Genomic DNA, 13,019 nt, shown 5'->3' with positions numbered 1-13,019 from the left:
CTTCCTTTTTTGAAAGGCGTGCCCATGGTCGAGCAGAAGGCGGACACCATCGCGGGGACCGCGGTGGTCGATGCCGAGCCCGACCGCCGGGCCGCCGCCGGGCTCTCGCCGGCGGACAGCGTGCTGGTCCGGGTCCGGGCCCGGCTGACCGAGTTCACCGGCGCGTTGCAGCGCGTCGCCGAGCAGGTACTCAGCGATCCGGCCGCCGCCGCCCGGGCCACCATCGTCGAGCTGGCCGAGCGCAGCGGCACCTCCCCGGCCACCGTTACCCGGTTCTGCCGGGCGATGGGATTCGAGGGGTACGCCGACCTCCGGCTCGGCATCGCCGCCGAGACCGGCCGGGCGCACACCGCCGGCTGGAGCGTCGACATCGGACGGGAGATCCAGCCGACCGACCCGCTGGAGCGGGTGCTCGGCCAGATCATCGCGGCCGACACCCAGGCCATGCACGACACCGCCACGCTGCTGGACCTGGGCGAGGTGGAACGGGCCGCCGAGGCGATCGCCGGAGCCACCCGGGTCAACATCTTCGGTGCCAGCGGCAGTGCCCTGGTCGGCGAGGAGATGCAGTTCAGCCTGCACCGGATCGGCGTCGCGGCGTGGGCCTGGAACGACGTACACGAGGGGTTGGCCGGCGCGGCGCTGCTCCGCGCCGGCGACGTGGCCCTGGGCATCTCGCACACCGGCCAGACCCGCGAGACGATCGAGACCCTCGCCGAGGCGGGCAGCCACGGCGCCGTCACGGTGGCGCTGACCGGCTTCGCCCGCTCGCCGCTGGCCGAGCTGGCCGACATCGTCCTGCTCACCGCCAGCCAGGCGACCACCTTCCGGCCGGACGGACTCTCCGCCCGGCACCCGCAGCTCGTCGTGCTCGACCTGCTCTACATCGCCGTCGCCCAGCGGACCTACGACCGGGCCCACGCCGCGTTCCAGCGGACGGCCCAGGCCGTCGGCGGGCACAAGGCGGCGAAGGAGGCGCGGCAGTGAGCCTTCCACCGGACTTCGACAACCGACGTGCCACCGGTGCCGGCGGGCCTCGCCCGACCGACCGGTGCCCGACCCCGACGTGCGAGCCGGCAGCGGCCGGCGCGTCCGAGGAGTCCAACGTCGGGTCGGAGGCGTCCCTATCCGCCTCTGGCCCGATCGTCCCCGGCGGGGACGAGCTACCGCACCGCTGGCAGGTCCAGGTCGGCCGGATCCGTCCGGCTGACCCGACCCGATTCTCAACTGAGGAGATGAAGATGTCCGCAAGCCCCGACCACACGTCGGACCGCGTTGACCCGTCGGCCACCACCGGAGCGGGCCTGCCGGCCGCGCTGAGCGCCAGCCGGCGTACGGTGCTGCGCCGGGCCGCCGCCGTCGGACTGCTGGCCATCCCGGCCGCCGGGTTCCTCGGCGCCTGCGCCACCAGTGGTGGCGACGACGAGGGCACCACCGAGCAGGACACCGGCACCAAGAGCGCCACCAACCCGCTCGGGGTCAAGGAAGACGCCGCGCTGGAGATCATCATCTTCAACGGCGGCTACGGCGAGAAGTACGCCACCGACGTCCACGAGAAGCTGTACCAGACGGCCTTCCCGAAGGCCCAGATCAAGCACCAGGCGACCCAGGCGGTCTCCACGGTGCTCCAGCCGCGCTTCGCGGCCGGTGACCCGCCGGAGTTCGTCAACAACTCGGGGGAGAAGTTCCTCGACTTCGGCGCGCTGGTCGCCGACGGCCAGATGCAGGACCTGACCGAGCTCTGGGACGCGCCGTCGGTCGACGACCCGAGCAAGAAGGTCCGGGACACCCTCATCCCCGGCGTCGTCGAGCAGGGCATGTTCAGCACCCCGGACGGTTCGCGCAAGCCCTACGTCCTGTACTACGTCTCGACCGTGTACGGCATCTGGTACTCGGGCAAGCTGTTCAAGGACAACAGCTGGACCGCCCCCACCACCTGGGAGCAGTTCACCGCGCTCTGCGAGCAGATCAAGGGCAAGGGCATCACCCCGTTCGGGTACGCCGGGGCGAACGCGGCCTACTACATGTGGAACGTCATCCTCACCCAGGCCGCCAAGGTCGGCGGGCCGGACGTACTGAAGAACATCGACAACCTGGAGGCGGATGCCTGGAAGGCCGACTCGGTCATCCAGTCCGCCAAGGCGTGGGCCGAGATCGGCGCCAAGTACGGTGACAAGAGCTTCGAGGGGCTCAAGCACACCGACGTGCAGCTGCGGCAGAACCAGGGCAAGCTCGCCTTCTACCCCAGCGGCGACTGGCTGGAGAACGAGCAGAAGAAGGACACGCCGGCCGGCTTCGAGTACCAGCTCATGGCGGTGCCCAGCCTGACCGCGTCGGACAAGCTGCCGGCCGGTGCGATCCGGGCCGCCGGTGGTGAGGGGTACTTCGTCTCGGCCAAGAGCAAGAACCCGCGTGGCGGCATGGAGTACATGCGGCAGATGCTCTCCAAGGCGGGTACCCGGGGCTTCACCGAGACCGTCGGGGCGGCCACCGTGGTGCCGGCCGGCAGCGAGGGCTACCAGTTCCCGCCGGGCGTGGCCAGCTCGCAGGCAGCGCTGAAGACCGCCGGTGCGAACGTGTTCAACATGATGTTCGACAACTGGTACAAGGAGCTGGACACTGAGGCCCGGACCGCGACCAACGAGCTGATGTTCGGTCGCGCCTCGGCCGAGCAGTGGGCCGAGCGGATTCAGAAGCGCGCGGACACCATCAAGGGCGACAGCAGCGTCGCCAAGTTCAAGCGCTGACCGGAGCGGAGTGATCATGCGGCAGGGCAAGTACCCGTTCGTGATCGGCTTCCTGGCGTTGCCGGTACTGCTGTATTCGGTCTTCGTGATCGCGCCGTACGTCCAGGCGTTCCAGCTCGCGATGACGAACTGGCGGGGCGTCGGCGCGCCGGAGTGGGTCGGTTTCGACAACTTCCAGAGGCTGTTCGAGGACGAGGCCTTCTGGAAGGCGGTCCAGCACCACGGGATACTGCTGCTTGCCCTGCCGCTGATCACCATCGCCATCGCGTTGTACTTCGCGTTCATGCTGAACGTCGGCGGTGGCAGCCGGAGCGGGCAACGGGTCGGGGTCCGGGGTTCCGGGTTCTACCGGGTGGTGTTCTTCTTCCCCCAGGTGCTCGCGGTGGCGATCATCGCGGTGCTGTTCCAGATGGTCTACCGGCCGAACGAGTCGGGCCTGATCAACGGCGTGCTGATGAAGCTCGGCCTCGATCCGGTCTTCTTCCTGATCAGACCGAACCTCGCCCTGTGGTCGATCATCGGGGTGCTGGTCTGGCAGGCGGTCGGCTTCTACGTGGTGCTCTTCTCGGCCGGGATGGCGTCGATCCCGACCGAGATCTACGAGGCCGCCGAGATGGACGGCGCCAGCCGGGTCACGCTCTTCTTCCGGGTGACCCTGCCACTGCTCTGGGACACCCTCCAGGTGGCCTGGGTCTACCTGGGCATCGCGGCGTTCGACTGCTTCGCCATCGTCGCGGTGCTCTCCGTCGACAGCGGTGGCCCGGACGGGGCCACCACCGTGCTGGCGGTGGAGATCTACCGCAACGCCTTCACCTACAGCCGGTTCGGGTACGCCTCGGCCATGGGTGTGGCGCTGTTCTTCCTGACCCTCACGTTCGCGGCGCTGACGCTGCGGGTGTCCAAGCGGGAGAGCGTCGAGTACTGAGATGGGACCGAAGATGACGACCAAGACCGACCGCCCGGCGACCGGCTCGGGAACAGGGAAGCCGACCGCCGGAGGCCGCAACGGCCGGGACCGGCAGGTCAAGTCCGAGGTACGGCTCTTCTCCAGCCTCGGCCACGTCGCCCTGGTGGTGTGGGCGGTGATCGTCATCGTGCCGATCCTGTGGACCTTCCTGGCCTCGTTCAAGAACACCACGGAGATCTTCAGCAGCCCCTGGACGCTCCCCGCCGAACTGCGCTGGGAGAACTGGAGCCGCGCCTGGACCCAGGCCCGGGTCGGCAAGTTCTTCATCAACAGCGTGATCGTGGTGACCTGCGGGGTCGCCGGCACCATGCTGCTGGGCTCGATGGCCGCCTACGTACTGGCCCGCTACAAGTTCGTCGGCAACCGGTTCGTCTACTACCTGTTCGTCTCCGGGTTGGCGTTCCCGGTGTTCCTGGCGCTGGTGCCGCTCTTCTTCGTGGTGGACAACCTCGGGCTGCTCAACACGCACACCGGGCTGGTCCTGGTGTACATCGCCTACTCGCTGCCGTTCACGGTCTTCTTCCTGGCGGCCTTCTTCAAGACCCTGCCGACGTCGGTGGCCGAGGCCGGCATGATCGACGGCTGCTCGCACACCCGACTGTTCTTCCAGGTGATGCTGCCGATGGCCAAGCCCGGCCTGATCAGCGTCGGGATCTTCAACATCATCGGGCAGTGGTCGCAGTACCAGCTTCCGCTGGTACTGCTCTCCAACGCCGAGGACAAGTGGGTGCTCACCCAGGGCATCGCCGACATCTCGACCAACGCCGGATACGAGGCGGACTGGTCCGGCCTGTTCGCGGCGCTGACCATGGCCATCCTGCCGATGATCCTCGTCTACGCGATCTTCCAGCGGCAGATCCAGGGCGGCCTCACCGCAGGCGCGCTCAAGTAGGGCTCGACCTACCGGACCGGGCCCCGATCTCTCACGAGGAGATCGGGGCCCGCTCGCTGGAGGACGGGCTGTGCACGGCCGGCCGCGCTGATCCGCTCAGCAGGCCGGGACGTGCCGGACGAATGCCCGCCATGCGGTCGGGCTGAACGTCAGCGCCGGACCGGCCTGGTCCTTGCTGTCGCGCACCATGACGACCTGGGGCGGTGTGGCAACCTCGACGCAGTTGCCGTCGCTGTTCGACTTCGAGGACTTACGCCATTGCACGGGATCGCTCCTTGATGAACTTGACTGACTCTGCCGGAGACATCGCCAGCTCCTTGAGGTGGTTGTACACGACGGTCAACCGGTTGGTCTCGTTGGGGGACTCCAGGAACAAGGCGCCGGCCAGGGTGTCGATGTAGCCGAGCGGTGGATCGTTGAGAGACTCCAGGATCAGGAAGCCGCCGTGGTTGGCCATGTGTGCCCCGGCGGCGAACCGAAGCATCCGGATCGTGATGTTCGTTTGACGGCTGACCTCGGCCAGGTGGTCGAGCTGCTCACGCATGACCTCCGTACCGCCGACCTCAACCATCAGCGCGGCCTCCGCCACAACGACATCCAGCTTCGGGTAGTGATCCTTCCTGGTGAGGATGGCTTGCCGGGTCATCCGCGCTTGTACGCGTTGGTCGATCGCCTGAGCGTTCATCTCCTGGCCAACGCTGATCACGGCGCGGGCGTACGCCTCGGTCTGGAGCAGTCCAGGGATCAGCACCGGCTCGAAGTTGTGGATCTGGGCAGCCTCTTCCTCGTAGGCGATCATGGTTGCGTAACGGGACGGTAGAGCGTCCAACCGCTGCCACCATCCGGCCTCACGCAGCTCGCGGGCCATTACGAGGAGCGACTCGCCAGGCTCGCCGTCGATCGCTACGCCGTAGGCGACGAGCAGTTCCATGACGTCGCCGGGCCTGACCTTGATGTCACCCGACTCGATGCGCTGGATTCGTGATCCAGAACTGCCGATCCGCTTCCCGGCCTCCTCCAACGTAAGCCTTGCGGCGTCGCGAAGTCGCCTGAGTTCGCGACCGAGGCGGCGGCTCCGGGGCGTTGCGGGAGTGAAGCGGGCCATCCTGCGATCGTCCCTCATGGTCGCTCTCTCTCCTAACCTTTCATCATCATGATTCCAGGGGATTGCGGAGCATCGTACGATGCATCCATGATGGATGCCGGGTGCGGTGGTCGGATGACCGACCCGAAGGCCCGGCCACCGTGCTCCCGGTCGATGGGAGGTCAGGCATGTTCCTGATCCGGTGGTACCTGCGTGAGGCATGGCTCTGGTTGCGGACGCGACATGGGCCGGTGTGGTCGCACCTCCACGCCGGCGTGGTCTGTCGCTGCGGCGAGACGTGTAAGCAGCTCAAGCGGCGTAACGATCCCTGGTCCCGGTGAACCGGGTACCAGTCGCGGGGGAGGTGATCGGCGTCTGTGCAGCCGCGAGCGTCCAGTTCCGTGGAGACCGCCGGCTCGTGCTGCGGGTGGTGTCCGTGTGTGACAAGCCGACCTATCACGGCTGGTGCTGGCTGACAGGCCGACCTATCACGGCTGGTGCTGGCTGACAGGCTACGTACTCGACCGGAGGGGGATGGCAACCGACAAGCGAGAGATCTTCCTGCGGGTCGCAGGGATCGTGCTGCTGCGCCCTGCCGCCACTCGGCAGCCGACCCGCACTGCCGCGGCCCTTGGGCCGCGACCAGGCGTCGAACGCTGCTAGTCCGGTTGCTGGGCTGCTCGCTGGTCTCGTTGTCAGGTGTTCGACGCGCGGGTCCATGTACACAGCCAGTTGCAGTCTGACCTACAAAGTCACAGGTCGACGAAAGCAATGTCGGCGCCTTGACGGCTACCATCGTCACCGGCCGTTGCCGCTTTGCGGCGTCTCACGGTAGGACGGGTGGATGCTCGCGGTTCGCGGCAGATCAGTACGTCGAGCATGTGTTCTATTCACCCGGTGATCATGGTTCCTCGCCGTAGTCTCCGGCTCGTCCCAACTGAAGCAGGCGCTGCATGCCTGATAATCGATCGATGCCCTCGATCTACGACGTCGCCACGTGGGAAATGCTGGTCCGGCTGATGCGGGCCGGCGGCGGCGCCGTCGGCCCGGTGCACGGCCACGTCAGCCCGGCCGGGTGGAGCGTTCCCGGTCCCCACCACGACTGGCGCACCATGCACGCGGCTGTCGAGCCCGTGCTCGGCGCCCTGGCCGAGGACGGCCGGGAGGATATCTCCTTCGTGCTGGACGGGTCTGCGCTGTACCTGATCGAAACCGGTCCTGCCGTGGACGGCCTCGGCGTCAACGCGGGGTCGCTCCTGCTGGTCGAGGGCGCGGTTCCGGAGCCTTGGCGTCGCCTGCCGTCGCCGACACCCGGGGCGGCGGTGTCCCCGTCGACCGATCTGGCGCTGCTGGAGCGGCACCTCCGCGAGCGGCTGCCGACGGTCCGGGGTGCCACCGGGGCGGAGATCGCCGCGGTCGAGGCGCGACTCGGCGTCGCCCTGCCCGAGGAACTCAAGGTGCTCTACCGCGTGGTCCGGGCCGGCCGGGAGGATCCCCGCGACGGCCTGCTCGAGGCGCTCGGTTTCGAGCTGGTGGGGCCGGACAGCATCTTCGTCGCCGACGCCGCGTCCCGGCCCTGCCCGTGGGAGTTCGCGGCCATGGAAGCTGTGATCACAGGACCGGACGCCCTGGTGCAGGGCGTGGTCGGCTCACCCGGCTGGATCGCGTTCGCCAGCACCTGTGGAGGCGACCTATACGCTATCGACCTCACCCCGGGCCCGCGCGGCTACCGGGGACAGGTGATCCTGATCAACCACGAGGAGAGCGTCGGCGCCGTGCCGATCGCGGAATCGCTCACCGACTTGATGGTGCGCGAGCGGGAGTACGACTACCCCGACCCCACCGGTGACCAGACCCCGGTGATCGCCGACGCCACGGACGGGAACCTGTCCGTTCACCCCGACCTGGAGGTGCTCGGCGTCGGATCGTCGAAGGCCGGGCCGTTCCGCCTCGCGCCCTTCGCGGGACTGCCTCGGCTGCGCACCCTCGTAGCCGTCCCTGGCAGTCTCGCCGACCCGCGCGAGGTCGCGTTGCTGACCGGGCTGGAATACCTGGAACTCGACCTGGACGATTGGCGGGTGCTGCTGGACGCCGACGCCGTTCCGAGGGGTCTGTCCGCCGCCGGAGTCCGGGCGAGGATTCAGGACCTGCTCGCGGTCGCGGATCTGTCGAACGAGTTGCTGGCCCGGTGGAACCGTCCGCTAATCACTCGCACCACTCTCAGCGTCCGGTCATGAGTCCGGGTCGTGCTCAACGGCAGGGTCGGGGGGTTCGGCTACCGGGTCCCTTTCCCGGATCACCTTGCGGCAGATCAGGGCGTCGTCAGTGAGGGGCGCCAGGATACTTTCGGCATGGGCGGAGGAGAAGGGTGGGTGGCGGGTCTTTTGGCAAGACGCAACCTACGAGAACGCCATTCCTGAGCCCTCGATGCAACTTCTTTTCCTCGCCGTCATTGATAGCTATTGCGAGATGGCGGGAATACAGGTAGACCGAGAGGTCGAAACTGGAAGGGGACCGGTCGACTTTACTTTTAGCGGTGACCGACGCATGCGGGTGATCGTGGAGATGAAGAGGTTGACGAGTGGCAAATTTTGGCATGGTCTGCAGACTCAGACGCCCATCTACATGAACAGCCAGCAAGTACGGCGCGCGCCATCTATCTTGCTGTAAGAGACTCGGACACGCCGGCCCTGAGAAAACGCTGGCGTGCCATGGCAGATGAAGCAGCCCTGGTAAGCGACAGACATTCGGTTCAAGTGCTCGTTGAAGGTGTCGATATATTTCACAAGGATTCTGCGAGTAAGGCCAATTTGTAGCGTCGCGTCACCCCTTCCTAGTCCGTCAGTCGCCGTTCATTCATCGAGCATGGCGCGGCTATCCAGCGCACTCAATTCGGCAGATCCGGATGCGACACGTCATGGTGTCAGCGGTCCGCAGCCTCCGTCCGGGCGCCTGGTGAGCGGGGCCCACTAGTCGTACGAGCGAGTACTTCGCATGTCAGAATCCGGCATGACGATCCGCCGTGCCGTGCCCGATATCACCACCGCCGACCCGGTCGCGAGCAGCGGCTTCTACCAGCTCCTGGGCTTCCGGGAGGAGATGAACCTGGGGTGGGTGGTCAACCTGGTTTCGCCGTCCAACCCCACCGCCCAGATCATCCTCATCACCAAAGACGCGGCGGCGCCGGTAAACCCGGACCTCAGCGTGGAGGTCGATGACGTCGACGCCGCCTACGAGGCGGTACGCGCGACGGGCGCGGAGATCGTGCACCCGATTACCGACGAGGAGTGGGGCGTCCGGCGCTTCTTCGTCCGTGACCCGGACGGCAAGGTGGTCAACGTCGTCGGCCACCGCTGAGGATGGCGACCTCGACGGGCAGTGACATCCCGTGTGCCGAGTGGAGAGTCGAGCTTGACCGATACGTCGACCATCTGCTTATGTAGATGACATGACTACGGTCTCCGCGTCGATGCGTGAACCCACATACTTCATCCTCGCCGCGCTGCAGGACGAGCCGTTGCACGGCTACGCCATCGTCAAGCGCGCGCAGGACCTGTCTGGCGGGCGGGTGCGGTTGACGACCGGCACGCTGTACGCCGCGTTGGACCGGCTTACCGGCGAGGAGATGGTGCGAGTGGCCGAGGAGGCGGTGGTTAACGGCCGCGCCCGTCGCACCTACGAGCTGACCGAGCGCGGGTTGTCCGCACTGCGTGAGGAGGCGGCGCGGATGGCCGCTGCGGCTCGGGTCGTTCGAGACCGTTCCGTGCGGTCGACGGCCGCGACGGGGCGGACGGTGCCGGCGTGACCGGCCTGGAGCGCCGCTACCGGTGGCTACTGCGCGCGTACCCTCGGGCCTATCGGCAGTACCGCGCCGACGAGATGCTGGAAACACTGCTGGCCGTGGACGAGACGGACCAGAGGCGCCCGAGTCTTCGGGAGTCCCTGGCGCTCGTGGTGGGAGGCCTGCGGGCCCGCACCGGTGTAGACCGGCTTCGCTCCCGGGACACCTTGCGATACTCCGCGCTGCGATCGACGGCGCTGTCCCTGCTCGTGTGCGGCGTTGCCCTTACGGCACTGCCCCTCATCTGGCGCTTATGGCTGCTGTTGCCGGGTAAATCCGCCACCTTCCTCTACGGGGGAAGCCCGGTCACGCCCGCATTGCTGCTTCTCGCGTTGATCGCCGCAGCGTGGGCTCGCTACCGCATCGCACTCGCCATAACCATTGGCGCCTTCGGTGCGGAGATCTGGTACTCCGCGGCCTATGAGCTGTGGTACATGGTAGGGCCATCGGCAGGGTACGAAGCAGTGTCGGGGCTGCGGACGGGTCTCTACCTGATCATGCAAATATCTACCTGGACATGCATGTTAGCCGCGTTGACGATGGTGCCACTACTTCGAGCGCGCCAACCACGGGCCACGCGACCATGGACCTGGCTTCTCGGTGCGACAATGGTTATAGCGGTTATTACGCCCAATCCGCTCAATGGCTGGGCCGAGCGTTTTACCCTAACGGTCATCGTGGGCGCCGGGCTGGTGGCGGCCCTCGTGGGCGCGGCGTTTGATGTGCGGATATCGATCGTGGCCAGCGTGGTCCTGCTGGCGCTGATCGTGCCTATGCTGGTCAATGAGCGAACCAATTGGGCGCTCCACGGGTGGAATTTGAGCCCGCGAAACGTGTTTCTCGGAGCCGTGGTCGGAATTTTTGCAATCAACGTCATGGTCAGCAGAATGGCCGCCCGCCGGCAGGTCACCCTATGACGATGTGGTCGCCCTGCGTAGGTGCTCGGCCATCATGAACGGATGCCGTTGCTCGTCCCGCCGGTGCTTCCCGCCGGCTCGCTGCACTCCCTCCGTCAGCCCCGACTCGCCGCCGAGGGCGGGCTGAGCCTGCGGCCGTGGCGCGTGGACGACGCTGCGACCGTACGGGCCGCGTTCGACTGTCCCGAGATCCAGCGGTGGCATATCCGCCGGATGGACAGCGACGCCGAGGCGCGGGACTGGACGGCGCAGTGGCCGGCCCGCTGGGCGGCGGAGACGGACGCGAGCTGGGCTCTCGTCGACGGGCCCGCAGACCGGCCGGTCGGGCAGGTCGGGCTGCGCAACGTCACCCTGGTCGAGGGAAGCGCCGAGCTTTCCTACTGGGTGCTGCCCGCCGCCCGGGGCGCGGGCGTCGCCGGACGGGCGGTCACCGCGCTGACCCGCTGGGCCTTCGACATCCTCGGCATCCACCGGCTGGTCCTGCTGCACTCGACCCGGAACCGGGCCTCCTGCCGGGTGGCCGGCAAGGTGGGCTACCCGACTGAGGGGGTACTGCGGCAGGCGATGCTGCACGCGGACGGATGGCACGACGTACACCTGCATGCCCGGCTGCGCTCCGACGGGGACCGCCCGGCGGAGCCCGAGCCGGGGCAGAGCCGGGCAAGCTGAGGACCTTCGAGCCCGGTGACCGTCGTCTCGGTGCCGCCGCTGCCGGCGGGGATGTCGGACGGGGCGGGCAGAATCCACGGCGTGCTGGTGGCGGTGGTCCGAGACGAGGACGGCGACGGAGGTCTGCTCCAGTCGCTCCATCCGGACGGCCGGCTCGCCGGCCCCGCCGAGCGGGTCGCCGACGTCGGGGCGGCGGTCGCCGCCCGGGAGACCGCCGGCCGGAGGCCGGGCGAGCCGCCGCGCTGGCTCTGGGCCTCCACCGCCGCGACCTATCCGGGGCTGCTGCGTCGGGGCGTCCGGGTGGACCGGTGTCACGACGTCGAACTGACCGAGGCGCTGCTGCTCGGCCAGGCTGGGCGCTGGGGCGAGCCGCGTGGGCTGGCCGCGGCGTGGGCCCGGCTGACGGGTGCGCCGGTGCCGGCCGATCCACCATCCCGGGCCGCCGCGCCCCCCGGGGACGGCCAGGGCGCCCTTTTCGAGATGGCGTACGGGCCGCCGCCGCTCGGGCTCGACGCGCTGGTCCGGGTGTACGCCGACCAGCAGGCCCGGATCGCCGAGACCGAGCATCCGGGCCGGTTCCGGCTCCTGGTCGCGGCCGAGTCCGCCGGTGCCCTGGTCGCCGCCGAGATGGGCGCGACCGGGTTGCCCTGGCGGGCCGACGTACACGACGCGCTCCTGGTCGAGCTGCTCGGTGAACCGTCGCCGATGGGTGGGCCGCCCCGCCGGCTCGCCGAGCTGTCCGCGCGGATCGCGGCGGCGTTCGGCGTACGGCAGCTGCACGCCGAGTCGCCGGCCGAACTGCTCCGCGCCTTCGCTCGGGCCGGCTTCGACCTGCCCAACACCCGGGCCTGGGTGTTGCGTGGAGTGGATCATCCGGCGGTGCCACTGCTGCTCGAATACAAGGAGCTGTACCGGATCTGGACCGCGCACGGCTGGACCTGGCGGGAGGCATGGGTCCGGGGCGGCCGTTTCCGCCCGGAGTACGTACCGGCCGGGGTGGTCTCCGGTCGCTGGGCGACCCGGGGCGGCGGGGCGTTGCAGATCCCGAAGGTGGTCCGGCGGGCCGTTCGGGCCGATCCGGGGTGGCGGTTCGTGGTCGCCGACGCCGGTCAGTTGGAGCCCCGGGTGCTGGCGGCGGTATCCGGCGACGCCCGGCTGGCCGCTGCCGGCGGGTCCGGGGATCTCTACGCCGCGTTGGCCCGGGACAGCTTCGGTGGTGACCGGGGTCGGGCCAAGCTGGCCCTGCTCGGCGCGATGTACGGGCAGACCGGAGGTGAGGCGATCCCCGCGTTGGCGGTGCTCCGGCGCAGCTATCCGACCGCCTTCGAGTACGTCGAGGCCGCGGCGCGGACCGGGGAGGGCGGCGGGCTGGTGCGTTCCTGGCTCGGGCGTACCTGTCCACCGTCCTCGGTCTCGGTCCGGGAGTCGGAGGAGGGCGAGGGGCCGGTGGTCGAGTCGGCCGGCGGTGATCCGTTCGGTCCCCGGGCCAGGGCCGCCGCGCGGGCCCGGGGCCGGTTCACCCGCAACTTCGTCATCCAGGCCACGGCGGCGGAGTGGGCGCTGACCCTGCTCGCCGGGCTGCGGAACGGACTCGCTGGTCTTCGGGCCGGGCCGGCCGGGGCCGGTGGTGCCGAGTTGGTCTTCTTCCAGCACGACGAGGTCCTGGTGCACTGCCCGGCGGAGCTGGCCGACCAGGTCTCCGCCCTGGTGCACCAGGCGGCGACCCAGGCGGGACGGTTGTTGTTCGGCGACAGCCCGGTCCGGTTTCCGCTCGACGTGTCGACGGTGGACTGTTACGCCGATGCGGCATAACTCCAAATTAGTCCGTTTAGTGCCGATACCTGGCTGACATCCGCTCGTTGGGTCCGTTGTGCGTGCGGCGGGGGTCGTACGACAGGTGTG

The 13,019-nt window shown here is 68.5% G+C and carries 12 protein-coding genes; 10 read left to right on the top strand and 2 right to left on the bottom strand.

Going from position 1 to position 13,019, the window contains the following annotated elements; translation table 11 throughout:
* The first annotated feature begins 24 nt into the window (after positions 1–24).
* From H4W31_RS37900 to H4W31_RS37885, 4 genes are all read left to right on the top strand, one after another.
* Positions 25–987 carry a MurR/RpiR family transcriptional regulator gene (locus H4W31_RS37900; RefSeq protein WP_192771000.1) on the top strand — a complete coding sequence of 321 codons (963 nt, stop codon included), beginning with the start codon at positions 25–27 and terminating at the stop codon, positions 985–987.
* Positions 988–1,241: 254 nt separating this feature from the next.
* Positions 1,242–2,747, top strand: coding sequence for an N-acetylglucosamine/diacetylchitobiose ABC transporter substrate-binding protein (ngcE, locus tag H4W31_RS37895; protein ID WP_192770999.1), 1,506 nt, complete (start codon positions 1,242–1,244; stop codon positions 2,745–2,747).
* 16 nt (positions 2,748–2,763) lie between these two features.
* On the top strand, positions 2,764–3,672 hold the full coding sequence (locus H4W31_RS37890) for a carbohydrate ABC transporter permease (protein WP_192770998.1): 909 nt from the start codon (positions 2,764–2,766) through the stop codon (positions 3,670–3,672).
* 13 nt (positions 3,673–3,685) lie between these two features.
* Positions 3,686–4,606 (top strand): carbohydrate ABC transporter permease, encoded by a 921-nt coding sequence (locus tag H4W31_RS37885; RefSeq protein ID WP_192770997.1) that lies wholly within the window; start codon positions 3,686–3,688, stop codon positions 4,604–4,606.
* 96 nt (positions 4,607–4,702) lie between these two features.
* On the opposite strand, the gene H4W31_RS37880 is transcribed toward H4W31_RS37885, so the two are convergent.
* Together H4W31_RS37880 and H4W31_RS37875 are read right to left on the bottom strand one after the other, a co-directional pair.
* Positions 4,703–4,870 carry a DUF397 domain-containing protein gene (locus tag H4W31_RS37880; protein ID WP_192770996.1) on the bottom strand — a complete coding sequence of 56 codons (168 nt, stop codon included), beginning with the start codon at positions 4,868–4,870 and terminating at the stop codon, positions 4,703–4,705.
* Positions 4,857–5,711 carry a helix-turn-helix domain-containing protein gene (locus tag H4W31_RS37875; RefSeq protein ID WP_192770995.1) on the bottom strand — a complete coding sequence of 285 codons (855 nt, stop codon included), beginning with the start codon at positions 5,709–5,711 and terminating at the stop codon, positions 4,857–4,859. Before H4W31_RS37875 ends, H4W31_RS37880 begins: the two co-directional genes overlap by 14 nt.
* Positions 5,712–6,661: 950 nt before the next feature.
* Here H4W31_RS37875 and H4W31_RS37870 point away from each other — a divergent pair.
* From H4W31_RS37870 to H4W31_RS37845, 6 genes are all read left to right on the top strand, one after another.
* On the top strand, positions 6,662–7,927 hold the full coding sequence (locus H4W31_RS37870) for an SMI1/KNR4 family protein (RefSeq protein WP_192770994.1): 1,266 nt from the start codon (positions 6,662–6,664) through the stop codon (positions 7,925–7,927).
* 772 nt (positions 7,928–8,699) lie between these two features.
* On the top strand, positions 8,700–9,047 hold the full coding sequence (locus H4W31_RS37865; protein WP_192770993.1) for a VOC family protein: 348 nt from the start codon (positions 8,700–8,702) through the stop codon (positions 9,045–9,047).
* 112 nt (positions 9,048–9,159) lie between these two features.
* Positions 9,160–9,495: a PadR family transcriptional regulator gene (locus tag H4W31_RS37860; protein ID WP_192770992.1), complete on the top strand. Its 336-nt coding sequence runs from the start codon at positions 9,160–9,162 to the stop codon at positions 9,493–9,495.
* The gene (locus tag H4W31_RS37855; protein WP_192770991.1) at positions 9,492–10,448 is read left to right on the top strand and encodes a hypothetical protein; all 957 of its coding nucleotides are present in this window, start codon (positions 9,492–9,494) and stop codon (positions 10,446–10,448) included. The genes H4W31_RS37860 and H4W31_RS37855 overlap by 4 nt, the downstream gene beginning before the upstream one ends.
* 42 nt (positions 10,449–10,490) lie before the next feature.
* Complete coding sequence (locus tag H4W31_RS37850) at positions 10,491–11,117, top strand: GNAT family N-acetyltransferase (RefSeq protein ID WP_192770990.1); 627 nt, start codon at positions 10,491–10,493, stop codon at positions 11,115–11,117.
* Between the two features lie 51 nt (positions 11,118–11,168).
* On the top strand, positions 11,169–12,929 hold the full coding sequence (locus H4W31_RS37845) for a bifunctional 3'-5' exonuclease/DNA polymerase (RefSeq protein WP_192772713.1): 1,761 nt from the start codon (positions 11,169–11,171) through the stop codon (positions 12,927–12,929).
* Positions 12,930–13,019: the final 90 nt, after the last annotated feature.

Source organism: Plantactinospora soyae, assembly GCF_014874095.1.
GTDB classification, from domain to species: Bacteria; Actinomycetota; Actinomycetes; order Mycobacteriales; family Micromonosporaceae; genus Plantactinospora; species Plantactinospora soyae.
The sequence above is the reverse complement of the archived record's forward strand: the minus strand, read 5'-3'. Positions and strand labels throughout refer to the sequence as shown.